This is a genomic window from Embleya sp. NPDC001921 (genome assembly GCF_053594475.1).
Map to the genome: position 1 here is coordinate 148,154 of NZ_JBSFEO010000017.1, position 24,151 is coordinate 172,304.

A 24,151-nucleotide genomic window follows, 5' to 3' on the forward strand; every position below is an offset into this window, starting at 1 on the left:
GCCTCACGCGTCGAAGCGGTCGGGAAGGCCCAGTTTGCCAGGATTGAGTATTCCGACCGGGTCCAGGGTGTCCTTGACCTTGGCGAACGTGTCGAAGCCGGCGCCGAGCGCGGCCGGCAGGTACGGGCCGCGCAGCAGGCCGCAGCCGTGGTGGTGGCTCAGCGCCGCGCCCTGGCGGATCAGCACCTCGTTGGCCGCGTCCCACACCGCGCGGTACCACTCGCGCCGCCTGGGCCGGTCCACGTCGCCGCGCAGCGAGAAGTACACGCACGCGCCGTCGGTGTACGCGTGCGACTGGTGCGCGGACGCGGCCAGCGTGCCCGGCACCGACTGGATCGCCGCGACCACCTCGTCGTACACCTCGGCCAGCGCGGTCCACGACCCGGCGATCTCCAGCGTGTCGGCGACGAAGCCGGGGCCGGGGGTGAAGCCGTCGGAGGACTTGCCGACCAGCATCCGATCCTTGAGCCAGCGCTCGAACACCGCGTCGCTGTCGAGTTCGGGACCGTAGGCGAGGCAGACCTCCTCGCTGACCTTCAGCATCGCGTCGACCAGGATCGGGTCGCCCTCGTCCGCGATCAGCAGCAGGTTGGTCGCGGGGTGGTCGAAGTGCACCCCGCTCTCCAGCTTGTCGTACAGGCGCAGCACGGCCGGAGTGGCGCCGCGCTGCATGATCTTGCGGCACGCGTCCAGGCCCTCGGCGAAGGTCTCGAAGCCGAACGCGAGCGCCTTGGCGTAGGTGGGCAGCGGGTGCACCCGGATCCGGGCGGAGGTGATCACCCCGAGCGTGCCCTCCGAGCCGATGAAGATCTGCCGCAGGTCGGGGCCGGTGGCGGCGCGCGGGTAGTCGCCGTAGGTGGCCCGGGTGCCGTCGGCGTGCACGACGTCGATGCCGACGACCATGTCCTCGATCTTGCCGTAGCGCGTGGAGAGTTGGCCGGCGCCGCGGCAGGCGATCCAGCCGCCGACCGTGGAGACGGCGAACGCGGACGGCCAGTGGCCGGTGGTGGCGCCGTAGGTCTCCTGGAGTTCCTTTTCGAACAGGTCGCCGAACATGCCTGCTTCCACGTCGACGACGAGCGACTCGGCGTCGAACGACACGATCCGGTTCAGTGCGCACAGGTCGAGCACGACGCCGCCGTGCACGGGCAGGGCCGCGCCGGTGACGTTGCTGCGGCCGGCGGAGGCGGTGACCGGGATGCCGGCCGCGTTGCAGATCCGCAGGACGGCGGCGACCTGGTCGGCGTCGATCACCTCGACCACGACCGCGTCCGGGGTGGCCGGGCGGCCGTCGGTCTCGCCGATCATGGTGCCCGCCCACCAGTCGCGGGTGCGGGCGACCACGTCGGCGCGGTCGGTGTACACCGCCTTGGCGACGCCGCGCAGGTCCTCGATCACCGACTCGGGGACCTCGACGACGGCGCCCTGGAGCGAGGCGTCGCCCTCGCCGACCGGGGTGTTGCGGGCCCATTTGGGCGGCGTGGGCGCGCCGACGATGTAGTCGCCGCGGTTGAACGGGTTGGTGATGGTCTGCCTGCTGATCACTTCACTGCTCCTTGGGGTGCGTCGAGCGCTGCGGATACTGCGGGTGCTGCGGGTGCCGCGGGTGCCGCCGGCCCCTCGGACTCGCCGAGCAGGACCGCCTTCTCGTGCCGGACGGCCGCGAGGTAGTCCGCGACCTGCCGCTCGATCTGCGCGGCGGACAGGCCCAGTTCGGCGCCGAGCAGGCGGCCGACCTCGGGCGCGGCGGCGGCCGAGGCGTCGCGCGCGAACAGGCGCGAGCGGGTACGGCGGGAGAGCACGTCGTCCACCGAACGGGCCATCTCCGAGCGGGCCGCGTAGACCACCTCGGCCCGGATGTACGGCATGCCCGCGACCACCGGCTCGGCCAGCGTGGCGTCCTCGGCGAGCAGGTCGGAGACGAAGCGCGCCTCGGTGCCGTAACGCTCGCCCAGGTGCGCGGCCAGGCCACCGGAGGCGGCGACCGCCTCGGCGTCGTAGCCGGCGCCGCCGATCAGCGGCAGGTTGGCGGTGCGGCTGCGGCCCTTGCGGCCGAGCACCTCCATCACCTTGTCGATCACCAGTTCGCCCATGTGCCGGCTGGTGGTGAGCTTGCCGCCGGTGACGGTGACCATGCCGCCGCGTCCGACGTCGATGTGGTGGTCGCGGCTCATGTCGAGGGTGGCGCCCTCCTTCTTGCCCACCAGCGGACGCAGGCCGCCGATGCTGCCGACCACGTCGTCCGGGGTGAGCTTGCCCTCGAACGCGGTGTTCGCGCCCTCGAGCAGGAACTCCATCTCCGGGCGGGTGCAGTGCACGTCGTCGACGGAGCCCTGGTAGTCCTCGTCGGTGGTGCCCAGCACGACCGAGTCGCCCCACCGGGTGCAGGTGGCGCGCCGGGCCCGGCCCGGGATCGGCACGGTGACCGTGCAGTCGATCCGGACCTTGCTCCACGGCACCACGATGTGTACGCCCTTGGCGGGCCGTACCCGCGGGTCGTGTCCGGAGTCGGCCATCGTGTCGACCGCGTCGCTCCACACGCCGGTCGCGTTGACCACCGCGGCGGCACGCACGTCGAACCGCTCGCCGTCCACCTCGATCCGGGCGCCCGCCGCGCGACCGCGCTCGTCCAGCACCCGGTCCACCTTGGCGCCGTTGAGCACGGTGGCGCCGAGCGCGGCTGCGGTGCGCACGATGGTGAGCACCAGTCGCGCGTCGTCGGCGCGCCCGTCGAAGTACATCAGGCCACCCTTGAGGTGCTCCGCGCGCAGCGTGGGGGCGTGTGCGAGCACTTCGTCGACGGTCAGCCGCTGGTGCAGCTTGCCGATCCGCCAGCCGCCGACCAGGTCGTAGGTCCACAGCAGACCCTCGAAGCCCTTGGCCAGTCGGGCGTCGAAGACGCCCTCCTTCTCCAGGATCGGGAACAGGAACGGCAGCCGGTGCACCAGGTGCGGCGCGTTCTTGCGAAAGCGGTGCCGCTCCAGGAGCGAGTGCCGGACCAGGTTGACGTTGCCCTGCTCGATGTAGCGCAGGCCGCCGTGCACCATCTTGGACGACTTGGAGGAGGTGCCCGAGGCGAAGTCGTCCTTCTCCACCAGGGCCACGTCCAGACCGCGCGAGGCCGCGTCGAGGGCGGCGTAGGCGCCGGTGACGCCGCCGCCGATCACGAGCACGTCGAACACGTGGTCCGCCAGTCGGCGCTTGGCCCGGCTGCGGTCGAGAAGCAGCGGCTTCCCTCTCGTGGCCGCCGCCGGCGCACGCCGAGGCTTGCGGGCGGGCAAGGTGATCACAACATCAACTCCTGGGATCTGTCCGACGGTTCGATGACCGGACCGCCGGGTGGTACGTGGTGCGGGTGGCCTCGCGGCCGGCCGGGGGTGGATGGTTTGGGGTGGATGGTCGGGGGCCGGACCCGGGCGGCCCGGACCGGGTCCGGGCCGCCCGGGTCCGGGGTGGCCTCGGGCCGGTGGCCTCGGGCCGAACCGCGCTCCAAGGTGGTCGCGCGGCCGGCCGCGTGGCGCCGGTGTGCCTCAGTCGAGGTGCGGCGCGAGCACGGTCCGCCACGCGGCCCGTTGTTCCTCGCGTTGCTCGGGGGTGGTGGTGGGTTCGAAGATTCGGCCGCGCGGCTGCGCCTCGACCACCTCTTCGAGCGAGGACCACAGGCCCTCGCGGACGCCGGCCAGATAGGCGGTGCCGCGCAGGCTCGCGGTCGCCGAGTCCGCGGCGCGCTCCAGCGGCAGGCCGACGAGGTCGGCCTGGATCCGCATCAGCGTGTCGCTGCCGGCCACGCCGCCGCCCACGCGCAGTCGCCCGAACGGCGCGCGCATGGTCTCGGCGACGCCGTCGATCAGATCGCACACCGAGTGCGCGATCCCGTCCAGTACGGCGCGGGCCACGTCGGCCCGGGTCGTGGCCAGGGTCAGGCCGCTGAGCGCGGCCCGCGCCTCGGGCCGCCACGCGGGGGTGCGGATGCCGGCGAGCGCGGGCACGAACCACTCGCGCCGATTCGCTCCGCCCTGTTCCCGTGCCTGGGCGGCGAGTTCGCCGATCTCCGCGGGCGAGGCGAAGAAGCCGAGATCGTCGCACAACCAGCGCAGCGCGGACCCGGTGGTCGAGCAGTACGCCTCCAGGCTGAAGTGCGTCTTCTCGCCCTGCCGCCACCCGGGTTGGGCCAGCACGCCGGTCACGCCGGGGACCGGCAGCGCGGGGGTGTCCCCCGTTGCCGCGTCCACGAACGTGCCGGTGCCGTACACGCACATGCCCTGCCCGGCCGCCAGTCCGCCGAGCGCGATCAGCGCGGCGTGCTGGTCGCCCATGACGGCGGCCAACGGCAGTTCGACGCCCAGGAGTTCGGGGTCGGTACGGCCGTAGCCGTGGTCGTCGTCGGCGAACAGGTCGGGCAACAGGTCTAGCGGATAGCCCAGTTGCCCGATCCACTCGCGGTCCCAGGCGTGTTCGCGGAGCAGGTAGGCGCCCACCGAACCGGCGTTGCTCGCCGAGACGGCGTGCGCCGCGCCGGCGGTGAACTTCCAGGCCAGCCAGGTGTCCACGGTGCCGAACAGCAGTGTCCCGGCCGCGTACGCCGCGGCCACGTCGGGCACTTCGGCGATCTGCCGGGCGGCCCACAGGAACGGCGCCCTGCTGCCCACCGGCCGGCCGAGCCGCGCGGTCAGCGGCTCGTCCCATGCGGCCTCGTAGGCGAGCAGGTCCCGGGCGTACCGCCGGTCCTGCCACACACAGGCCGGCACCAGCGGCCGGCCGGTGCGCGAATCCCACAACATCGCGGTGGCCCGCTGAGTGGACAGCGCGAGAGCGACGATCTCGACGTCGTTCGCCCGCCCCCACTCCAGCGCCTCGCGGCAGGCGGTCAAGGTGGCGGTCCAGATCTCCACCGGGTCCTGTTCGACCGAGTGCTCGTCGGGATGGTGCACCGCGATCTGCCGGTACGCCACGTGGCCCACCGTCCCGGAGTCCAGCACGACTCCGGCCCGGGTCCCCGTGGTGCCCTCGTCCACGGACAGGATGCCGAGGCGCCGTCCGGGAGCGTGCAACGTCTTCGTCATCACAGCCCTTTCGGTCCGAAATATCCGATTGCGATCTCCGCGTGCGAGTCTTTCGCGGGAGGTCTCCGTCAGCGGGTGACCAACGCGGGATTCGCCGGATTCGCGGGGTCCGCCGGATGCGCGGGCTGCCCGGTCAGGGTCGGCACGTCCGGGTCCTCGTCGGGCGAGATCGCCCGGGTCGGGTCCCACTTGATCGCCACGCACGTGAGCAGGCCCAGCAGCGGCACGATCGCCAGGACCAGGAACGTCTTGTCCAGCCCGATGCCGTCCTTGATCTGCGGGAACAGGTACAGCCCCGCCACGCTGCCGAAGCTGCCGATCATCCCGGTGACGCCGGTGCCCAGCGTGCGCACCTCACTGCGGTAGGACAGCGCGGCGATCGACTTGCCGTTGGCGCCGGGACCGGCCGAGTGACAGAAGATGAACATCGCCGGGAGGATGAACGCGATCCAGGTCGGCACCCGGTCGAAGGTCAGACCCATCCCGACCAGCATCACGAACACGCCGCCGAAGCCGATCGCCGAGCTGACCCGCAGGCCGAGCTTGCGGGCGAACCACGCGGACAGGATGCCGCCGACGATGCCGAAGGCGTTGAACACCATCGAGCCGATCGTGGCCTTCTCGAAGCTGTTGCCGAAGATCGCCAGGCTGATCACCGGCAGGTACCAGCCGACCGCGAAGTACTGCATGGACTGGCCGAGCGAGATGGCCGAGGAGAGCAGCGTGCGCGGCAGGTACTTGCCGCGGAACAGGATCCCGGCCTGCCGCATGCCCACGTTCGGCGGCACCTCGTCCGCGTCCGCGTCGTTGTGCGCGGCTCCCGCGGCGGCCGGCTTCGCGGCGACCGCCTCGATCCCGTAGATCCGGCGCAGGTTGCGCACCGCGTCCTCCAGGCGACCCTTGGTGGCCAGCCAGGTGGGGCTCTCCACGAGGAAGGCCCACTGGAGGAGGAACAGGGACAGCGCGATCACCCCGGCCGAGCCGACCGACCAGCGCCAGATGTCCGCGCCGACGTCGAACTTGAAGCAGATCAGGGTGAGCAGCAGGTTGCCGGTGGTGGCGATGTACCAGATGCCCTGCCACAGGTTGAGCCGTCCGCGCAGCGACTTGGGCGTGTACTCGGCGAGCAGCGCCATCGCCACCGCGAAGTCGACCCCGTAGGCGACGCCGACCAGGACCCGGCCGAACCACACCACGGTGAAGTCGTCGGCGGTAGCCGCGATCACCGCTCCGGCCAGCGCGAACAGCTTGGCCATCAGCAGTGGGGGCACCCGGCCGATCCGGGTGGCCAGCCACCCGCCGATCGGATTGAACAAGATGGCGAGAGCCGGCGCGGTGGCGGTGAGGATGGAGACCTGAGTGCTGCTCAGCTCCATCTGCTTCGTCATCGGGGCGAGCCCGGCGCCGAGCGCGGCGTTGGAGTACGCGTCGAGGAAGAGGCCCCCGAACACGAGGAACCAGATGACCTTGGCCCGACCGGAGATTCTTCCCAGTCGGTCGATGAGCGCGACGACGTCTTTGACGCCTCTGACGCTCTGCTGCTGTGCCATAAACCCGTCCTCGGAAAAAAGGACCAGTCGGCGACACGCGAGCGCTAACGCGTAGGAGGGCACAGCGAAGCCACCGACAGGTGGTCTTCGTCTGTTCCTGCCAAAGAATGTTCTGGACCTTATGAGCGAGATTTGGGGGTGTCAAGGGTCCGTAAGCAAACGAACCGGATCCCCGACCTCGTCGAGCACTCCCGATGCCGTGCGGCACATACCTGATCGCATGCGTCGCACGGTGTGCGCCGGGCGCATCGCCGGGCGGGTACTCCGCCGGTGTGCGCCGGCTATCGGTCACGGGCGGCCTCGTGCCACGCTGGTACGCATGAGCGACCGACCCGTCATCCGCGCCCACCACAACGGCCGCGTGGTCGAGCTGCCCGGCACCCTCGCGGACATCCGCGCCGCCCTCCCCGAGAGCGAGCGGGCCGCGTTCGACCACGACATCGACCACGCTGCCATCGACAACCTTCCGGCCGTCGCCTCCGCCTGGGCCAAGACCCCCGAGATGCGCGCCCACGACGATGCCATCGCGGCCCGAGTAGCGATCGGCGACCACAGCGGCCTCTACAACCCCGACGGCACACCGGTCGAGATGTGAGCAAATACCGAGTCCGGTACACGGACAACGCGCTCGCCGGGTACAACGCCCTGTCCTCTTCGACGCGTCGGGAATTCGACCCGCGCAGTCGACTCCATGTCGTACTCGCCGCGTACGTACGGTGACGCGATCCGCGGCAACCCCGACCGGCGCACCGCGGTACTGGCCGGGGTGATCACCGAATACGAGGTCAGCTCCGGCGTCCTGGTCGTCACCATGCTCCACGTGCGTGGCCTCTGACCGGGCACCCGCCCGACGCGCACCGTGCCCACGGATGTCGGCGTGGAAATCGCGCACCGAACGGGGCTCGAGCAGGCGAAGATGGTCGGCATGATCCACTCTGCTGCTGATGACCGTTACGAATCGATGCGATATCGCCGGGCCGGGCGTAGCGGGGTCGAGTTGCCCGCCGTCTCGCTCGGGTTGTGGCACAACTTCGGGGACACCCAGCCCATGGAGGTGCAGCGCGCGGTACTGCGCCGGGCCTTCGACCTCGGTGTGACGCACTTCGACCTGGCGAACAACTACGGGCCGCCGTACGGGTCGGCCGAGGCGAACTTCGGGGTGCACTACCGGGCCGACTTCCGGCCCTATCGCGACGAGATGTTCATCGCCTCCAAGGCCGGCTGGGACATGTGGCCGGGGCCGTACGGCGACGGTGGGTCCCGCAAGTACCTGCTGGCGAGTCTGGACCAGTCGCTCGCCCGGATGAGCCTCGACTACGTCGACGTCTTCTACTCGCACCGCTACGACCCGAAGACCCCGCTCGAAGAGACGATGGGCGCGCTGGACACGGCAGTTCGCTCCGGCCGCGCGCTGTACGCCGGCATCTCCAACTACGGCCCGCAGGAGCACCGCCAAGCGGTGACGATCCTGCGCGACCTCGGCACACCCGTGCTGCTCAACCAGTCGGCGTACTCGATCCTGGACCGCGAGCCGGAGCGCGGTGTGCTGGACGCGGTCGGCGAGACCGGTACCGCGCTGATCGCCTATTCACCGCTGGCCCAGGGCCTGTTGACCGATCGCTACCTCGACGGCGTGCCCGAGGATTCGCGGATGGCGGTGGGCCACTTCCTCAAGAAGGACGCGCTCACCGAGGAGCGGCTGACCCTGCTCCGCGCGCTGAACAAGCTTGCCCAGGGCCGGGGCCAGACCCTCGCCCAGCTCGCGCTCACCTGGATCCTGCGCGACGAGCGGGTCGTGTCGGTGATCGTCGGGGCAAGCAGCGTACGGCAGTTGGAGCAGAATCTGTCCGCCGTCGGGCAACCGGACCTGACCGCCGCCGAGATCGCCGAGATCGACCGGCTCTGCGCCGAACTCTGAACCGAGTCGGCGCCGGGGCGGCCGGGAGGGCCGCGATCGGAAAGGGCCGTGAGCGGAAAGGGCCGTGAGCGGAAAGGGCCGTGAGCGGAAAGGCCGTGAGCGGGAAGCGGCTACGCTCGCGCCGCCAGGGACGCGTGCAGGTCCCCGGCCTCGATCGAGGCCAGGGACGCGACCACTCGGCGGCCCGGTGCGGGCGTGATCGCAGTGGTCGAGGACACCGCGAGGACGGCGCACCCGGCGGCTTCCGCCGAGGTGACGCCGACCATGGTGTCCTCGACCGCGACGCACGCGCTCGGCTCGACCCCGAGCGCGGTCGCCGCGGCCAGATAAGGGGCGGGGTCGGGCTTGGTCCGCGCCACGTCCTCGGCCGCGACGGTCACCGCGAACCGGGCCGACCCCAACACGTCCCGCACCAGGTCCACGACCCGGCGCGGTGACGCCGACACGATCGCCAGCGGCACCTCGGCGGCGGCCAGGGCGTCGAGCAGCGCGACGACTCCCGGCAGCGGCTCGATGCGATCCTCGACCCTGGTCGTGAACGCCGCGTCCAGCGCGTCCGTCAGCTCGTGCACACACGGTGCCTCGGCCACCACCGTGTGCAGATACGCCGCGGTGTGCCCGATCGCGTGCCCGACCACGTCCGCCGCGTCCGTCTCGCCCAGCGCGTAGCCGACCCGCCCGGCCACGTCCGCGACCGCTTCCCACCACAACTGCTCGGTGTCGACAAGGGTCCCGTCCATGTCGAACAACACGGCGGCAGGCGGATCGGCGGACACGCTGACTCGTTTCGATGGCGTGAGGCGAGGACGTCACGACCCTCTCAGCCCGACGTGAGCACAGTGCCACGACCGGGTTGCGGTCGCGTGAACGTGTGTGAACCCCGCCGCCACGCGGCGTCTCCCGGCGCAGGCGCCCCGTCCGAGCCCGGAGCGGGCGGCCATGGCCCGCGTGCCCGCCACCCGCCTCAGATCACCGCCGCCCGCAGGGACAGCACGTCGGGGAGGTGTTGGGCGATGCGTTCCCAGCGGTCGCCGCCGTGCCGGCCTCGGTAGATCTCACCGCTGCGGGAGCCGAAGTACAGGCTCGCGTCCTCGGCGTCGTCGGCGCACATCGCGTCGCGCATCACGGCCGTCCAGAAGTCGTCCGGGAGGCCGTCCGCCAGGGCCGTCCAGGACTTGCCCGCGTCGTCGCTGCGGTAGACGCGGCACAGGCCGTCGACCGGGAAGCGCATCGCGTCGGCGGTGAGCGGGACCACGTAGACGGTGTCCGGGTGGTGCGGGTGGACCACGATGGTGAAGCCGAAGTCGGCGGGCAGGCCGTCGGCGATCGACTCCCACGTGGCCCCCGCGTCGTCGCTGCGGTAGACGCCGTGGTGGTTTTGCAGGAACAGCCGGTCGGGGCGGTCCGGGTGCCGGGCCACCTTGTGTACACACTGCCCGTACTCGGGGTACTCGTCGGGCAGGAACGTCACATGGATGCCGGTGTTGGACGGGTTCCAGCTCGCGCCGCCGTCCTCGGTGACGTACACCCCGCCGGTGGACATCGCGACGGTGATCCGGCGCGGGTCGGTGGGGTGCGGCAACACCGTGTGGATCGCCTGGCCGCCGAAGCCGGCCTCCCAGTGCGGCCGGTGCGGGTGGTCCCACAGCGCGCGAACGAGTTCGAAGGAACGCCCACCGTCCTCGGAGCGGAACAGCGCGGACGGCTCGACGCCGGCGTAGAGCACGTCGGGTTCGGAGCGGGCACCCGGCACCAGTTGCCAGATCCGCTCGACCGAGGCGCCCGCGTCCGCCGGGAAGCCGACCCGGCCCAGGTCCGGTTCGCGCCAGGTCGCGCCGAGGTCGTCGCTGGTGACCACGACCGGGCCGAAGTGCTCGTGCACGACGCCCGCCATCACCCGGGGCGCGTCCCCTCGGGTGTCGATCGCGACCGAGTAGACGCCGGTCATCGGGTGGTGCGGCCCGGTGTACGCCCAGGACCCGTCGTCGCGCGAACGACCGATCCACAGGCCTTTGCGGGTGCCGATGGCGAGCAGGACGGACTTCGTCATGGTGACCTCCAGGCAGCGTTCCGTTCCACGGGGAACGCTACGCGGCCGAGGTGACATTCGCCCGATTCGACGCGATCCGATGAGATTCGACGGAATCCGGTGGGCTCCGACGGAATCCGATGGGATCCGCCGCGATCCGAGTACTTTTCGGCCCTACGGCAACGGACGCCGCCCCGCGAAGCCCAGGTCGGCGCGGTGGTACCAGCCGAGCCGACGGTCGCCCTCCAGCCAGCACAGCAGCACCGGTACGCCGTCCAGGTCGGCCGGGAAGTCCACGAGCAGCGGCGCGAAGCCCTTGAGTTCGGCGCCGGTCTGCTGGATCCGCGTCATCAGTTCGTCGAGCCGGGCCTGCATTCCCTTGAGTTCGGGCAGTCCGCCCAGCTCGGACCGGGACCCGCCGCGCTCCAGCGCCGCGGTCAGCTCCGCCGCGTCCGCCCGTACGGTGATCAACTCGTCGAGCACCGGCATCAGCCGGGCCAACTCCGCGTGTGCCTCGTCGACCGTGAACAGACCCATGAGCACAGCCTCCCACGCCGAGCGAACATGCCACCGCCCGGCCACCCGGCCCCGACCGCACGACGCATCACCGCACGCACCACTCGCGCCATCCCGCGGCCGCGCGCTAAGCGGCCGACGGATCGCCCGAAGTACCGGGCGTTCCCCTACACCCCGGGAAAGGTCCCGTGGTTGGTGTGCACCCCGAGGACGCCGCCGGAGGATTCGGCCCGAGCGGTGAGGTCCCGCTCGATGTCCAGACCGTCGTGACTCGTGGTGGGTCCGCGCCTGCCGACCGCGACCGCGATCAGGCCCACGACCACGACCAACCCGACGACGAAGGAGAGAATCGTGATCACGGCGGCTCCCTGGGAACGTGCGCTGTGGTGACCCGACGGTGCCGCCGGGCTCTACATGATCCATGCCCGTTCCGGGCCCCACGACCCATTTCCTGCGCATCGGGCGGCCAGCGCGCGCAGCCGGGACTCGTCGCCGTCGGCCGGCGAGTCCAGTCGCAGGATCTCCTGGACGAAGCGGCGATTCGGCGGCCGACATCGGATCTCCTGGGCCGCGGCGGCCTCCGCCTCCAGGAGCGCGCCGACCGCCTCACCGCGCCGGCCGAGCGCGGCGAGCGCCCGGGCGAGGTCGATCAGGTGCCGGGCCTGCCGGCCGCGCGGCAGGACGGCCAGCGCGTCCGGGGTGAACCGACCCGCGACGGCCCGCGCGTACTCGCCCAGCAGGACGTGCGCGGTCACCCGGTACAGCGGCACCTGGATCGCACCGGGGTCGGCCCGCTCGGCCCCGTCCAGCAGATCGCGCGTGGCCGGGCGATCGCCGATTCGGGCCGCGGCCATTGCCGCGCCCAACCGCAGGGTACGCAGCGCCGCTCGGCCAACCCGGCCGCGCGAGTCCAGTGCCGAAGCCAGGTCCGCCTCCGCCCCGAGCGCGAACTCGACGGCGGCGCCCGCGCCTTCGTGCCCGACCATGGCACCGGTCAGCCGATGGGCCGCACGCGCCAGGACCACCGCGTCGCCGCTGTGCCCGGCCGAGGTGACCGCCCGATCGGCCGCCCGCCAGGCCAGGTCGGCGTCGCCGAACACCTGGGCGGCGGCGGCGGCCAGGCCGAGCGCGGCGGACCGGACGGCGGCCCGCGCGCACGCGTCGGGCCCGACCGCCCCGGCGATCGGCACCGTCGCCGCCAGAACCGGCGGCACCACGCGATCCAGGCACCCGTAGTCCGCGGCCGTGTACGCGGTCCACCCGTAGCTCAACTCTCGACACGGCATCGCGAGATCGATCCGCCGGCCGGACCCCGGGCCGGCCGCCGGCGCGGTGTCCGCCCGGCGCAGCGCGGTCCGCACCGCGCCCAGTGGATCGTGGTCGTGCTGTTCCCGGTCGGGTTCCTCGGGCAGCAGTCGGTCGATCCCGATGTGCAGCACCCGCGCGGCCTTGGTGAGCACCGACAGGCGCGGATCCGCCTGCCGGTGGCCCGCCTCCACGTCCTCGACCCAGCGCACGGATCGGCCCATCAGGCGCGCGAATTCGGCCTGGGTCAGACCTCGACGTACCCGCCAGTACGCGATCCGCCGGCCGATGCCGGTCGCGGTGTGCATGCCGGGTCGCTCCTTGGGGTATCGCCGAGTGTGCGTCCGATCACGTGTCGCCCGGGCGCGACGCGTGATCGTCCATGTGCGTGGTTTGTGCCGCACGTGCGGGAAGTTCCCCACGCGGACTGCGTGGATTCTGTCGGGTGCCCCGCCGGTACCTTCGGCCGGGTCGCGGCAACCGCATTTCGGGCCGGGTTGCCCTTGCGGGAGAGTCGATGAGAAAACTGATGCGCGTCCCCGGGACCGGTCGGACCCGAGCGGGTCGCTCGCGGTCGCGCCGTACGCCGTCGATCCGGACCCTGTTGGTCATGCTGACCGTGGTGCCCTCGGTCGCGATGGTCGCCCTGTGGGGCATCGCCACCTACCGACTCGCCGACCACGCGAGCGGCTTGGACCACCAGGTCTCGGTGGCCGAACGGGCCGGTACGCCCGCCTACAACACGATGGTCGGCCTGCAACTCGAACGGCGGCTGACCGCGGCGTGGATGGCCAAGCCGTCGCCGGCGGCGACCGATGCGCTGCGCGCGCAGCGGGCCAAGACCGACGAGGCGGTACGGGCGTTCGTCGCGTTCGCGAACAGCGACACCGCGGAGACGCCGGGCAATGTGATGTACCGGGCCGGTCGGGTGGCCCCGGAGCTGGCCGAACTCGCCGACGTCCGACGCCAGGTGGACGCAACCGGCGCGACCGGCCGGGATCGCTGGTTGGGCTACTACACGAAGCAGGTGGCCAACCAGATCTCCATCGTGCAGGCGCTGGCCGAGACGTCCGATACCGACGTCACCTTCGAGGGCCAGTTTCTGGTGATCCAGTTCCGTGCCGGCGAGGCGATGGCACAGGAGGACATGACGGTCTCCTTCGCGCAGCCCGGCGGCCGGTTGACCCAGCCGGACTTCGCCGGATTCGTGCAGAACGTGGGGGTACGCCGGCATACGCTCGAGGACGAGATCGAGCCGTTCCTGCCCGACCGGTTGCGTCCGCTGTATCTGGCGCTCACCGAGAGCCCGGCCTGGCGGGAGCTGGCCGCGATGGAGAACGCGATCATCGCCGCGGTGGACGCCCCCAGGGATCAGCGCAGCGCGGGGACCGGCATCGTGCTGCCCGCCGAGCTGACGAAGTGGCGCGAGACGTTCGATCAACTCGCTCTGCCGAACTCGGCCTTCGACTTCGCCCGGGTGGATCTGGTCTTCGAGGCGGGCGACGAGGCCACCGAGGACACCTGGAACCAGGTGTACCTGCTCAGTGCGATCGGCCTCGGTTTCGTGCTGATCGGCGCCCTGTTGTGCTGGCGGGTGACCCGTGCGGTGCGCCGGCGGTTGTCCCGGCTGCGCGACGCGACGGTCGAACTGGGCTCGCACCGGCTGCCGGTGGTCATCGAGCGGTTGCAGCGCGGCGAGCGGGTCGACCTCGCGGTCGAGGCGCCGGACGTGCCGGCGAGCGGGGACGAGATCGGCCAGGTGGCCTCGGCGTTCAACGCCGCGCAACGGGCCGCGCTGGACGGCGCGGTACAACTGGCGCGACAGCGCGAGGGTTTCGCCAAGGTGTTCGTCAACACCGCGCTGCGCACCCAGTCCCTGGTGAACCGTCAGATCGGTGAGCTGGACGCGATGGAGCGCCGCCACCAAGATCCGGAACTGCTGCGCGAGTTGTTCACGATCGACCATCTGGCCACCCGCCTGCGCCGGTACGAGGAGAACCTCGTGGTGCTCACCGGCAACCGGCCGGGCCGACGCTGGAGTCGCCCGGTGCGGATCGTCGACGTGGTACGCGGCGCGGTGGGCGAGGTGGAGGACTACCACCGGGTCGAGGTCTACTCCGACCGCGATCTGCAACTGTCCGGTCCGGCCGTGGGCGGGGTGATCCACCTGCTGGCCGAGCTCGTCGAGAACGCCGCGATGTTCTCGCCGCCGGACACGCCCGTGCACGTGCGGGCGGTGTCGGTCGCCAAGGGCCTGGCGATCGAGATCGAGGACCGCGGGCTGGGCATGTCGGCGGACGAGTACGCGGCGGCCAACCGGCAGTTGGCGGTGCCGGTCAGCTTCGACGTGATCGCCCTCGCCGAGGACGTGCGGATGGGCCTGTTCGTGGTCGCGCAACTCGCCGACCGGCTCGGGGTCGACGTGACCCTGCGGCCCTCGCCGTACGGCGGCACGCTGGCGATCGTGTTCCTGCCCGAGGAGTTGATCTCCCGGGAGTCGGGTACGCCGGGTGATCAGCCGGGAAGTGCCGGACCGTTCGAGCACGCGCTCGCGACGACGGCGGACTCCGAAAGCATGGGCGACCCGGCGGACGAGGCGGAATCGGGCGAGCCGGCCGAATCGGCGCACGAGCCCGAGGACGAGGAGGTGTCCCGGACGCGCCCGCCCGCTCGGCAGCACCCCGATCCGGTGGTCCGCTCACTGGAGCGCGTACCGGCGGCTCCGGAGCCCGCGGCCGAGGCCGAGCCGACTCCCGCACCCTCGCCGGCCGGCCCGGCCGCCGAGGAGACCACCGCCGACGGGCGCCGCGCGCTGCCGCGCCGGGTTCGGCAGCGCAACCTGCCGATGCCGTTGCGTGGCGAATCGGGCATCGCGAGCGAGCCGGACCCGCGAACCGAGGCGAAGCCCTCCTCACCTCGCGAAGCTGCGGCTACCTTGTCCTCGTTCCGATTCGCGAGCCAACGAGCGCGCGAGGCGTCCGAACCGAGCGCGGCCGGCGACGAGTCCGCGATCGAGACCGAACCCGGAACCGGGACCGAGCCCGCACCGGGCCCGAACCCCGCCGCCGGAAGCACCACGCACCCTGGGGAACCGTCATGACGAACACGCACGATCTCGCCGGCGGCACGGCCACCACCTCGACCGACAGTCGCCTGGACTGGTTGTTGACCGATCTGGTCAAGCGCGTGCATCAGACCCGGCACGCGATCGTGCTGTCCGAGGACGGACTGCTGATGAGCCGGTCCGAGTCCATCCCGCGCGACGACGCCGAGCAGTTGGCCGCCGCCGCGGCCGGGCTGCAGAGCCTGGCACGCAGCATCGGCCGGGGTTTCGCGGGCGGTTCGGTGCGCCAGACCCTGGTCGAGATGGACGACGCGTTCCTCTTCCTCACGGCCGCGGGGAAGGGCGCGCATCTGGCCGTACTGTCCGAACAGAGCGCGGATGTAGGGGTGGTGGCGTTCGAGATGAACATGCTGGTGAAGAAGGTCGGCGAGTACCTCGGCACCCGGCCACGCACCGAGGCCGACGATCCGGCGGGTGGTCGGGCGTGACGTCCCGCTGGGAGCAGCCCTGGGACGAGGACGCCGGTCCGCTGGTACGCCCGTACACGCTCACGCGCGGCCGGACCAAGGCCGTTCGCGACGCGGACCTGACCCTGATCACGCTGGTCACCACGGTCGCGCCGGAGGAGCCGGCAGGCCGGGCCGCGACCGCCGAGGAGCCGTCCTCGGGCGGGCGTCGCAAGGTTCGCGACGGTCGCGGCCGGCAGCCCGAGCATCAGCTCATCCTGGAGCTGTGCCGGGAGCCGCAGGCGGTCGCCGAGGTGGCCGCGCTGATCGACCTCCCGGTGAGCATCACCAAGGTGCTCGTCGACGACCTGCTGCGCGACGGCCTGGTGACCGTACGCGCCCCGCTGGCCCTGGCCCGCACCTCCGATCCCGCTTTGTTGAAGAAGGTACGTGATGGTCTCCTTCGGCTCTGACCGGCTGCCCGAGGACGCGGCGGCGGTCAAGATCCTGATCGCGGGCGGGTTCGGGGTCGGCAAGACCACGCTGGTCGGCACGGTCAGCGAGGTGCCGCCGCTGCACACCGAGGAGGTGATGACCGAGGTCGGTGTGGGCGTGGACGATCTCGCGGGCGTCGAGGCCAAGTCGCGCACCACGGTCGCGCTCGACTTCGGCCGCATCACGCTGTCCGAGGACCTGGTCCTGTACCTGTTCGGCGCGCCCGGCCAGGAGCGGTTCTGGTCGTTGTGGGACGACCTGGCGATCGGCGCGCTGGGCGCGATCGTGCTCGTCGACACGCGGCGCCTGGACGCCGGCTTCGGCAGCATCGACTTCTTCGAGCGTCGCGGCATCCCGTTCGTGGTCGCGATCAACCGCTTCGACGCGGCCGTGGAGTACACCGTCGCCGAGGTCCGCGACGCGCTCGACCTCGGCCCGGACGTCCCGATCCTGCCCTGCGACGTGCGGGTGCGGTCGTCGGGCCGGGACGTGTTGTTGGCACTGGTCGACCATCTGCTGGGCTCGTCGCTCGCGCTGGTCGCGCCGCACGCCTAGCCGTACGCCCGGCCTCGGTGTGCCGGACGGGCCGCCTTCGGCCCGTCCGGCAGGCGCGTGCGGGCGGCCCGCGGACCGCCCGCAATCGCGTACACGTCACCGCACGGCGACGCCCGCTCGCACGCCGGCCACGCGGGCGGCCGAGGTGCCCAGCCCACGCGGCCCGTAGCGCACCCGGGGAACCGTCGACGGCTCGGCCGGCACGCGGGCCGCCGCCGAACCCGCCGGGCCTGCGGGGCCCGCCGAACCCGCCGGGCCCCGGGCCACCTGCCACGGAAACGGCACCAGCGGCTCGGGGTCCGCGTAGCGCCGGCAGTCCTGATGCCACTTCAGGATCGCCGCGTTCCAGTCGCCGAGCGCCACCGCGTACCCGTCCAGTGCCTCCCGGGCCGCCGGGGCCAGGTCCAGGTCCTCGTACATCGCCGGGAGTTCCACGGCCACGACCCGCTCGAACTCACGCATCCGGGAGGTCATCAGGTCGTTCACGATCACCAGCGCCTGGTCGAAGTCGCAGCCGAAGAAGTTGCGCACCACCAGGAGCAGGTTGTGCAACTCCCCCTCGACCTCGATCTCCTTGCGATAGGAGAACACGTCGTTGATCATCCAGCCGAAGTCGGCCGCCGAGTTCTCCATCGCCTGCACCGCGCGCGAGCGGTACGCCTGATCCGGCACCACCTCGCCGTGCGAGAGCCGGGACAGGCTCTTGGTCAGATCGGAGCCGAACGTACGGCGGCGCATCTCGATGTAGTCGACCGGATCCGGGATCCGGTTCAGCGCCATGTTGGCCAGCTCCCACAGCCAACTGTCCATCATTTCCTCGATGGTGCGCCGGAACCTGAGCCGCGACGCGGGCGGCATCGGCGCGGCGGTGCGCGACCACAGGTCGGCCAGCGCGCGCTCCAGCGCGTCCGTCGGCACCGGCGCCGCCTCGCCGTCCACCGGCATCAGCGTCTTGAGCCGCTCGGTGTAGGCCTTCGCGCCGACCTGGTCGAGCGAGCGGCCGAACACGATCGGGTAGTAGTCGTCGCCGTAGGTGCCCCACGCCAACCACGCCGAGGCCACGTCCAGTTGGTCGAGTGACGCGTCCGGCGCGATGCCCGCGGCGCACAGCGGGAGGTCGAATCCGCGCAGGGCCCGCTCGTCCCAGATGCCCTCGCCGGTGATGCCCATCCGCGCGGCCCACTCGACCACGTTCTCCCGGGAGGTGTCCAGGTGCCGGTTCAGTCGCGGCGCGAACGGCAGGTAGAAGTCCGGGATCTCGTACGGCTCGACCGGCTGGAAGGGCACATGCGTGAAACCGCGCAGCCCGCTGTTCAGTCCGGCGACCAGTCCCGGCAGGATCCGCGCGGCCGAGGTGCCCATTCCCTGCGGTCCGGCCAACACCCCGGTCACCGTGGGCGTTCCGTGGCCGGCGGCCGAATCCGCGCCCGCTCCGGCGCCGTTCATGTACCGACTGGAGCGCATGTGCCACTCGTGCCCGCCCGACTGCCAGTCCTGCAGGCCCTTGACGTAGGCCATCACGTCCATGCAGGACTGCGGGTCCAGGCCGTGTTCGACGAACAGCGGCGGGAGTTCGGTGAAGGTGGTGTGCTCGAACTGGTGCAGCCGCGAGGTGAGCAATTCGTTGACGGCCTCGGCGGCCTCTTGTGTGGTGCAGCCGAGGAACTTCTCGAAGACCAGGACGGCGTTGGCGTTCTCGCCCTCGTTCTCCACCTCGCGCTGGTACGAGAACAGGTCGTTGCGCAGGTGCACACCGTCGGCGAAGGTGTCCTTGAGCACCCGCATCGGGCGCGAGGCCGCGATCACCGCGGGCACCTCGGCGCTCGCCGCGTACTCCACCAGGTTGGCCGACCACGGCGCGCCGCCGACCTTGCGCCGCATCTCGATGTACTCGACGGGGTTGGCGACCCGGCCCTCGTTGATGTTCGCCAGCTCCCACAGCGACTCCTCCAGGAGCGCCTGGGTGCTCTCGGCGAACCGCTCCCGCCAGTCCTGGGACATGCTCGGCACGGTGCGCGACCACAGGTCGGCCAGTCCCTCCTCGACCTGATTGGTCGGGGCCGGGATCGGGGTGGTGGGATCGACCGGCATGAACGCGCGCAGGCGTTCGAGGTACGCCTTGGCGCCGGCCGTGTCGTGGGTGCGTTTGAAGATGTCCAGGAAGTGGTCGTCGAAGAAGAAGACCCACACGTACCAGTCGGTGACCAGGTCGAGTTGCGGTCCCGTGCAGTCGGGATGGGTGTACGCGCACAGCAGCGCGTAGTCGTGCGAGTCGAAGTCGTGCTCGTCCCAGATGTCCGAGCCCTCGATCATCCGCATCCGTCGGGCCCAGGCCTTGGAATGCTCGCGCGCGCCCGCGAGGTGCGGGTTGAGCCGCGCCGGGTACGGCACGTAGAACCGCGGGAGTTCGAAGGGTTGTGGCATGCGGTGCGCCCCTTTCGCCACGGCACACGCTAGGTCGCGCGAACGCCCGGGAACGGGCGACGAATCGGTTCTCGCTCGATCTGGTGAAACCTGCCCGGACAGGCTTAAAGATCTTGGTGGGCCGCCACGTGGACGAGCGCGGCGACGAAGCGGTCCACGGCGTCCGCGCTCGTCGGGTCGGGATGCCGCGGGCGGGCCGCGTACACGCTGCGTCGGGGCGGATCGGCGAGCCGGTGCAGGGTCACCTCGGGGTGGATCGCCCGGGTCAGCAGCCCGGGTGCGAGCATCACCCCGAACCCGGCCACCACGAACGCTTGTTTGCCCAGCCACCCACCGCACTCGATGTCGATCCGCGGCGTGAACCCGGCCCGGGCGCACGCCCCGGTGAGCACCGCCGCGGCGCCCTCGTAGTCCTCCACCCAGGTCTCGTCCGCCAGTTCGGCCAGATCGATCACGTCCCGCCCGGCCAGGCGATGGCCGGCGGGCAGTACGGCGCGCAGTTCGTCGTCGAGCACGTGGGTGAGCCGAAGGCCCGCGTGCGTGGGCAGGCCCGGCGGGTAGTCGGTGACCACGGCCACGTCGAACTCGCCGTCCAGCAACCGCGGGATCAGGCCGGGTGAGAAGTCCTCGGCGAAGGTGACTCGTACGCCCGGCAGTTCGGCGGTGAACGCGGTGAGCGCGTCCGGCAGCAGGGACACCGCGGCGGTGGGCACCGCGCCCACCCGGACCCGGGTGCCGACCCGGTCCCGGGCGGCCCGCACCTCCTCCTCGGCCCGCTCGACCCGGGCCAGGATCGCCGCCGCGTGCTCGCGCAGCACCTCGCCCGCGGGCGTGGTGCGCACCCCGCGGGCGTGCCGCTCCAGCAGCTCGGTGCCCAGGCGCGCCTCCAGGCCCGCCACCTGGCGGGACAGCGCGGACTGGGTGTACCCGAGCGTGGGTGCGGCGGCACTGATCGAGCCGTGGCGGCACACTTCCAGAAACGAACGCAGGGCGAGCAGGTCCATGCGCGGTGACTCTACTGCCGCGACACTTTCGAGCCATGCGTCGCACGCATGGTCGTCCTGCGAAAGATGCGCTGGCGAGATGGGTGGCGCACGGGTGAGGATGAGCGCATGACGACTGCGGATCGACTCACCCACATTCCGGCGCCCGAGGGCGTGCGGCCGGGCAACGGCTACACCAACGTGGTCACCGGCACCGGCCGGCTGGTCGCGATCTCCGGGCAGGTCGCCTTCGACGAGGACGGCACCCTGGTCGGCAAGGACGACCCGGGCGCGCAGGCCCGGCAGGTGTTCGAGAACCTGCGCCGCTGCCTGGCCGCGGCGGGCGCGACCTTCGACGACGTGATCAAGCTGACCTACTTCGTCACCGACATCGGGCACCTGCCGCAGGTCCGCACGGCCCGCGACGAGTTCGTCGACATGACCCGCCCCCCGGCCAGTTCGGCGGTCCAGGTCGGCGCGCTGTTCCTGCCGGAGCTGCTCCTGGAGGTCGAGGCGTTCGCGCTGGTCCCGGACACGGACGAGGCCGCCGGATGAAGATCGCCGCGTGTGGTCTGGGACGGATGGGCGCGGCGGGCGCGCAGGCGCTGGTGGCGGCCGGACACGAGGTGACGGTGTGGAACCGCACGCCGCGCACGGTACCGGGCGCGACGACGGCCGAGAGCGCAGCCGACGCGGCGCGCGGCGCGGACGCCGTCGTGCTGTTCGTCTTCGACGGGCCGGCCGCCGAGTCGGTGCTGCTGGGTCCGGCCGGCATCGTCACCGGCGCCGCGCCCGGCACGCTGGTGATCAACGCGACGACGCTGGCCCCGAACGAGTCGCGCCGGCTCGCGGTGGCGGCCCGCGCGGCCGGGTTGCGGTACGTGGAGGCGCCCGTGCTGGGCTCGGTGCCGGCGGTCCGCGCGGGCACGTTGATCGTGCTCACCGGCGGCGGGCCCGAGGACGTCGCGGCGGCCGAGCCGGTGTTGCACGCGTGGTCGCACGCCGGCGAGCGGCGGTACGCCGGAGCGATCGGCGCCGCGACCGCCCTCAAACTGGTCGCCAACCTGGGCCTGGGCATCGCGGCGGCCGGACTGCACGACGCGATCCGACTCGGCGCCGACCTGGGCCTGTCCCGCGCGGACGTGCTGGACGTGCTCACGCACAGCGCGATCGGCGGCCTGGTCGCCCGCAAACGCGACCGCCTGGACCAAGCCGCCTACACGAACGCCGACTTCACCCTCGCCGCACTGGCCAAGGACCTCCTCCTGGCCACCGAGGCAACCACCACAGCCCTCCCGGTAGCCCGCGCGGCAGCACATGTCACCACAACGGCAACCCTCACCAACGACCCCACCGCCGACATCGCAACCCTGGGCCGCACCCCAACCCGACCTGCACCCTCCAGCCCGGCCGGCGTTTGAGGCCACCCTCCAGCCCGGCCGGCGCTTGAGGCCACCCTCCAGCCCGGCCGGCGCTTGAGGCCACCCTCCAGCCCGGCCGGCGCTTGAGGCCAACCCACTCCTCCCCCCGTCGCCCGCAGGCCACATGGCATCATGGCCCCGCATCAGGCCGGCCCGCCGCCCGCGGGCCCCCGACGGTCCCCGAAGGGTGGCGGCACGTGCTCGTCCAGGTACGCGTAGTCGGTGACGAAGGTGCGGAAGTCGCCGCACTGCAGCGGTGGTTGGCGATGGATCCCGACGTCCGCGGCGGCACCGTGACCAGTTACGCCGAGGACGACACGACGGGCGCCATGGGCACCACCCTCGACGTCGTCAACATCGTGCTGAGCAACGGCATCGCGCTCGGCAGCCTGATGACGGCGATCGCCGGCTGGCGCCGCTCGCGCGCACCGATGGCGGGCCCGGGCGGCCCCGACATCGTGATCCGGCGCGGCGAGGTCGAAGTGGTGCTGACCGGTGCCACCGAGGCGGACATCGGCCGGGCCGTACGCGCGTTGGAGGAGCCCGGGGACCCTGCGTGACGGTGCCGGCGGCGGAACTGGCCGATCCGGCGGCCTCACGCGCGGTGTTGATCGGGACGCACGAGTACACGCATCTGGAGCACTTGCCCGCGGTGCGTCGCAACCTCCAAGAGCTGAGCCGGCTGCTGTGCGACCCGCGCCACTGGGGCCTGCCCACAGGGCATTGCACGGTGGTCGGCCAACCGGCTTCGGCGAGCGAGGTCCTGGACGCGCTCTCCCACGCGGCGACCGAGGCCCGGGACACGCTGCTCGTCTACTTCGCCGGGCACGGCCTGGTCGACCATCTCGACGACTCGTTCCATCTGGCGCTGCCGAACACCCGCCCGGATCGCATGTACACCGCGTTGCGCTTCGACGACGTGCGCCGGGTGCTGCGTGATCCGAGCACCCGCGCGCCGCGCAAGGTGCTGATCCTGGACTGCTGTTGGAGCGGTCGGGCGATGGTCGGCGCGATGAGCGGGCAGGATCGCGCCGGGCAGGTGGCCGTGGCGGGCACCAGCGTGCTCACCGCGACCGCCGAGACCCGCCGGGCCGCGGCCCCGCCGGACGAGGAATTCACCGCGTTCACCGGCGAGTTGATCAACATTGCCCACGAAGGCGTCGAGGACGCGCCAGAGTTGATCGACATGGAATCGCTGTACCTGGCGCTGCACCGCCGACTGGCCGCCCGCGGACGCGAACTCCCCCAGCAGAGCAACCGCAACACGGCGGCGCGGATCTGCGTGTTGCGCAACGCGGCGTGGCCGACCACGTCGGCGCGGGCCACCGGCCCGATCACCGGCCCGATCACCACCGGATCGATCACCACCGGACCGCAACGGTCGGACGTCGACGAACTCGCGACCGGGTTCTCCCACATCGCCAAGGTCCTCGCGCGTCGCTACGGCCCCTTGGGCAGGAACGCGGCGAACGACGACTGGCTGCGCGGCTCCGGGGGGCGGGCCGCCGAGTCGATCCTGGCCCGGCTGGACACTCGACTGCGCCCGGGTGCCCGGATGGCCATCCGGTTGCTGGAGCGCGTCGCCGAGGACGCCCACGACGGGACCGTCACCGCGATCCTCCTGGCCGACGCCATGGCGACGCGCTGTCGCGAGCTGATCGCACACGGCACGGTCGACCCGCTCACCCTGATCCGGGACGTGGTGCGACAGACGGAGGCAGCGCGCGCGTGGCTGCGTTCCTCGGCGGTGCCGATCGAGGACCGGCAGATCCCGGGCCTGGTGACCGCCGCCACCGGAAGCCGGGCCGCGAGCGCCGTCGCCGAGGCCATCGGTCGGGTCGGCCGCGAGGGCACGGTGACCGTGACGACCGGTCCGGGTCGAGCCTGGCAGGTGGTCTCGGAGGGAACCACGGCGCAAATCCGGGTCGGCGCGGTGAACGATGAGGCCGCGGCGCAACAGATCGAACTCCTGCGCAAGAGTGTCGCGATCGTGCGCTCCGCGTTCGAACACGGCATCGTGCCCGGGGCCGGGGCCGGCTACCTGCGGATGGGCAACCACCTCGCGGAGGAGGGGAGCCCGGCACATTCGGTCCTGTCCCGCACGTCGGCCGCGCCGGCCCTGCACCTGGCGGGGTTCGTCTCGGGCGCCCCGGGCCTGCCCGAACTCACCGAACACGCGCTGCTGGGACGGTCGTACGACATCCTGCACGAGGCCTACACGTCGAGCGATCCCGAAGGGCAACTGCTCGACCCCGTACACGTCCTGGACGCGGCCCTGGCGCAGGCCACGCGCACGGTGATCAGCCTGCTGCTCCCACTCCCCTCCGGGGCCTGACCCGGCAGCGGAAACGCCCGACGGTCGACCCAGGGGTCGACCGTCGG

22 protein-coding genes are annotated in these 24,151 nt (G+C 71.9%); 11 read left to right on the forward strand and 11 right to left on the reverse strand.

The genetic code is table 11. The features are described from left to right. Positions 1-3: 3 nt before the first annotated feature. The 4 genes from ACWCPW_RS21335 to ACWCPW_RS21350 all read right to left on the reverse strand — a co-directional run bounded on the left by ACWCPW_RS21335 (position 4) and on the right by ACWCPW_RS21350 (position 6,613). Positions 4-1,545: an FAD-binding oxidoreductase gene (locus tag ACWCPW_RS21335; RefSeq protein WP_449763148.1), complete on the reverse strand. Its 1,542-nt coding sequence runs from the start codon at positions 1,543-1,545 to the stop codon at positions 4-6. Next, positions 1,542-3,290 (reverse strand): FAD-dependent oxidoreductase, encoded by a 1,749-nt coding sequence (locus ACWCPW_RS21340; protein WP_449763149.1) that lies wholly within the window; start codon positions 3,288-3,290, stop codon positions 1,542-1,544. The genes ACWCPW_RS21335 and ACWCPW_RS21340 overlap by 4 nt, the downstream gene beginning before the upstream one ends. Positions 3,291-3,530: 240 nt before the next feature. Beyond that, a complete protein-coding gene (locus ACWCPW_RS21345) occupies positions 3,531-5,063 on the reverse strand; it encodes an FGGY family carbohydrate kinase (protein ID WP_449763150.1) in 1,533 nt (510 codons plus the stop codon). Positions 5,064-5,131: 68 nt separating this feature from the next. After that, positions 5,132-6,613 carry an MFS transporter gene (locus ACWCPW_RS21350; protein WP_449763151.1) on the reverse strand — a complete coding sequence of 494 codons (1,482 nt, stop codon included), beginning with the start codon at positions 6,611-6,613 and terminating at the stop codon, positions 5,132-5,134. 319 nt (positions 6,614-6,932) lie between these two features. Between ACWCPW_RS21350 and ACWCPW_RS21355 the strand changes: the two genes are divergently transcribed. The 3 genes from ACWCPW_RS21355 to ACWCPW_RS21365 all read left to right on the forward strand — a co-directional run bounded on the left by ACWCPW_RS21355 (position 6,933) and on the right by ACWCPW_RS21365 (position 8,531). Next, a complete protein-coding gene (locus tag ACWCPW_RS21355; RefSeq protein ID WP_449763152.1) occupies positions 6,933-7,208 on the forward strand; it encodes a hypothetical protein in 276 nt (91 codons plus the stop codon). 96 nt (positions 7,209-7,304) lie between these two features. After that, positions 7,305-7,448 (forward strand): hypothetical protein, encoded by a 144-nt coding sequence (locus ACWCPW_RS21360; protein ID WP_449763153.1) that lies wholly within the window; start codon positions 7,305-7,307, stop codon positions 7,446-7,448. A 90-nt stretch (positions 7,449-7,538) separates the two neighbouring features. Continuing rightward, complete coding sequence (locus ACWCPW_RS21365; protein WP_449763154.1) at positions 7,539-8,531, forward strand: aldo/keto reductase; 993 nt, start codon at positions 7,539-7,541, stop codon at positions 8,529-8,531. A 110-nt stretch (positions 8,532-8,641) separates the two neighbouring features. Here ACWCPW_RS21365 and ACWCPW_RS21370 read toward each other — a convergent pair whose 3' ends face one another. The 5 genes from ACWCPW_RS21370 to ACWCPW_RS21390 all read right to left on the reverse strand — a co-directional run bounded on the left by ACWCPW_RS21370 (position 8,642) and on the right by ACWCPW_RS21390 (position 12,689). Then, positions 8,642-9,307: an HAD family hydrolase gene (locus ACWCPW_RS21370; protein ID WP_449763155.1), complete on the reverse strand. Its 666-nt coding sequence runs from the start codon at positions 9,305-9,307 to the stop codon at positions 8,642-8,644. 188 nt (positions 9,308-9,495) lie between these two features. After that, the gene (locus ACWCPW_RS21375; protein ID WP_449763156.1) at positions 9,496-10,581 is read right to left on the reverse strand and encodes a WD40/YVTN/BNR-like repeat-containing protein; all 1,086 of its coding nucleotides are present in this window, start codon (positions 10,579-10,581) and stop codon (positions 9,496-9,498) included. 153 nt (positions 10,582-10,734) lie between these two features. Continuing rightward, on the reverse strand, positions 10,735-11,097 hold the full coding sequence (locus ACWCPW_RS21380; RefSeq protein ID WP_449763157.1) for a DUF2203 domain-containing protein: 363 nt from the start codon (positions 11,095-11,097) through the stop codon (positions 10,735-10,737). Between the two features lie 146 nt (positions 11,098-11,243). Further along, entirely contained in the window at positions 11,244-11,435 is a 192-nt protein-coding gene (locus ACWCPW_RS21385) for a hypothetical protein (RefSeq protein WP_449763158.1), read from the reverse strand. A gap of 51 nt (positions 11,436-11,486) precedes the next feature. Next, positions 11,487-12,689, reverse strand: coding sequence for a helix-turn-helix domain-containing protein (locus ACWCPW_RS21390; protein WP_449763159.1), 1,203 nt, complete (start codon positions 12,687-12,689; stop codon positions 11,487-11,489). A gap of 302 nt (positions 12,690-12,991) precedes the next feature. Between ACWCPW_RS21390 and ACWCPW_RS21395 the strand changes: the two genes are divergently transcribed. Genes ACWCPW_RS21395 through ACWCPW_RS21410 form a run of 4 tightly spaced genes read left to right on the forward strand, consistent with a single transcriptional unit; the run spans position 12,992 to position 16,941 of the window. After that, a complete protein-coding gene (locus tag ACWCPW_RS21395; RefSeq protein ID WP_449763160.1) occupies positions 12,992-15,481 on the forward strand; it encodes a nitrate- and nitrite sensing domain-containing protein in 2,490 nt (829 codons plus the stop codon). Further along, a complete protein-coding gene (locus tag ACWCPW_RS21400) occupies positions 15,478-15,933 on the forward strand; it encodes a roadblock/LC7 domain-containing protein (RefSeq protein WP_449763161.1) in 456 nt (151 codons plus the stop codon). Before ACWCPW_RS21395 ends, ACWCPW_RS21400 begins: the two co-directional genes overlap by 4 nt. Then, the gene (locus ACWCPW_RS21405) at positions 15,930-16,364 is read left to right on the forward strand and encodes a DUF742 domain-containing protein (RefSeq protein ID WP_449763162.1); all 435 of its coding nucleotides are present in this window, start codon (positions 15,930-15,932) and stop codon (positions 16,362-16,364) included. Before ACWCPW_RS21400 ends, ACWCPW_RS21405 begins: the two co-directional genes overlap by 4 nt. Then, positions 16,345-16,941 (forward strand): GTP-binding protein, encoded by a 597-nt coding sequence (locus ACWCPW_RS21410; protein WP_395865821.1) that lies wholly within the window; start codon positions 16,345-16,347, stop codon positions 16,939-16,941. Before ACWCPW_RS21405 ends, ACWCPW_RS21410 begins: the two co-directional genes overlap by 20 nt. A 96-nt stretch (positions 16,942-17,037) precedes the next feature. On the opposite strand, the gene ACWCPW_RS21415 is transcribed toward ACWCPW_RS21410, so the two are convergent. Next, on the reverse strand, positions 17,038-19,365 hold the full coding sequence (locus ACWCPW_RS21415; RefSeq protein ID WP_449763163.1) for a terpene synthase family protein: 2,328 nt from the start codon (positions 19,363-19,365) through the stop codon (positions 17,038-17,040). A 104-nt stretch (positions 19,366-19,469) separates the two neighbouring features. Beyond that, on the reverse strand, positions 19,470-20,369 hold the full coding sequence (locus ACWCPW_RS21420; RefSeq protein ID WP_449763164.1) for a LysR family transcriptional regulator: 900 nt from the start codon (positions 20,367-20,369) through the stop codon (positions 19,470-19,472). Positions 20,370-20,477: 108 nt separating this feature from the next. Between ACWCPW_RS21420 and ACWCPW_RS21425 the strand changes: the two genes are divergently transcribed. The 4 genes from ACWCPW_RS21425 to ACWCPW_RS21440 all read left to right on the forward strand — a co-directional run bounded on the left by ACWCPW_RS21425 (position 20,478) and on the right by ACWCPW_RS21440 (position 24,104). Further along, entirely contained in the window at positions 20,478-20,903 is a 426-nt protein-coding gene (locus tag ACWCPW_RS21425; protein WP_449763165.1) for a RidA family protein, read from the forward strand. Then, positions 20,900-21,769, forward strand: a complete 870-nt coding sequence (locus tag ACWCPW_RS21430; protein WP_449763166.1) for an NAD(P)-dependent oxidoreductase — start codon at positions 20,900-20,902, stop codon at positions 21,767-21,769. Before ACWCPW_RS21425 ends, ACWCPW_RS21430 begins: the two co-directional genes overlap by 4 nt. Before the next feature lie 197 nt (positions 21,770-21,966). Further along, positions 21,967-22,329 carry an effector-associated constant component EACC1 gene (locus tag ACWCPW_RS21435; RefSeq protein WP_449763167.1) on the forward strand — a complete coding sequence of 121 codons (363 nt, stop codon included), beginning with the start codon at positions 21,967-21,969 and terminating at the stop codon, positions 22,327-22,329. Beyond that, positions 22,326-24,104 (forward strand): caspase, EACC1-associated type, encoded by a 1,779-nt coding sequence (locus ACWCPW_RS21440; RefSeq protein ID WP_449763168.1) that lies wholly within the window; start codon positions 22,326-22,328, stop codon positions 24,102-24,104. The genes ACWCPW_RS21435 and ACWCPW_RS21440 overlap by 4 nt, the downstream gene beginning before the upstream one ends. The last annotated feature ends 47 nt before the right edge of the window (positions 24,105-24,151 follow it).

Coding starts and splice junctions, on each gene's coding strand:
- ACWCPW_RS21365 (WP_449763154.1), top strand. CDS start 7,539: ATGATCCACTCTGCTGCTGATGACCGTTACGAATCGATGCGATATCGC.
- ACWCPW_RS21420 (WP_449763164.1), bottom strand. CDS start 20,369: ATGGACCTGCTCGCCCTGCGTTCGTTTCTGGAAGTGTGCCGCCACGGC.
- ACWCPW_RS21380 (WP_449763157.1), bottom strand. CDS start 11,097: ATGGGTCTGTTCACGGTCGACGAGGCACACGCGGAGTTGGCCCGGCTG.
- ACWCPW_RS21410 (WP_395865821.1), top strand. CDS start 16,345: ATGGTCTCCTTCGGCTCTGACCGGCTGCCCGAGGACGCGGCGGCGGTC.
- ACWCPW_RS21430 (WP_449763166.1), top strand. CDS start 20,900: ATGAAGATCGCCGCGTGTGGTCTGGGACGGATGGGCGCGGCGGGCGCG.
- ACWCPW_RS21375 (WP_449763156.1), bottom strand. CDS start 10,581: ATGACGAAGTCCGTCCTGCTCGCCATCGGCACCCGCAAAGGCCTGTGG.
- ACWCPW_RS21425 (WP_449763165.1), top strand. CDS start 20,478: ATGACGACTGCGGATCGACTCACCCACATTCCGGCGCCCGAGGGCGTG.
- ACWCPW_RS21400 (WP_449763161.1), top strand. CDS start 15,478: ATGACGAACACGCACGATCTCGCCGGCGGCACGGCCACCACCTCGACC.
- ACWCPW_RS21415 (WP_449763163.1), bottom strand. CDS start 19,365: ATGCCACAACCCTTCGAACTCCCGCGGTTCTACGTGCCGTACCCGGCG.
- ACWCPW_RS21395 (WP_449763160.1), top strand. CDS start 12,992: ATGCTGACCGTGGTGCCCTCGGTCGCGATGGTCGCCCTGTGGGGCATC.
- ACWCPW_RS21350 (WP_449763151.1), bottom strand. CDS start 6,613: ATGGCACAGCAGCAGAGCGTCAGAGGCGTCAAAGACGTCGTCGCGCTC.
- ACWCPW_RS21345 (WP_449763150.1), bottom strand. CDS start 5,063: ATGACGAAGACGTTGCACGCTCCCGGACGGCGCCTCGGCATCCTGTCC.
- ACWCPW_RS21360 (WP_449763153.1), top strand. CDS start 7,305: ATGTCGTACTCGCCGCGTACGTACGGTGACGCGATCCGCGGCAACCCC.
- ACWCPW_RS21355 (WP_449763152.1), top strand. CDS start 6,933: ATGAGCGACCGACCCGTCATCCGCGCCCACCACAACGGCCGCGTGGTC.
- ACWCPW_RS21390 (WP_449763159.1), bottom strand. CDS start 12,689: ATGCACACCGCGACCGGCATCGGCCGGCGGATCGCGTACTGGCGGGTA.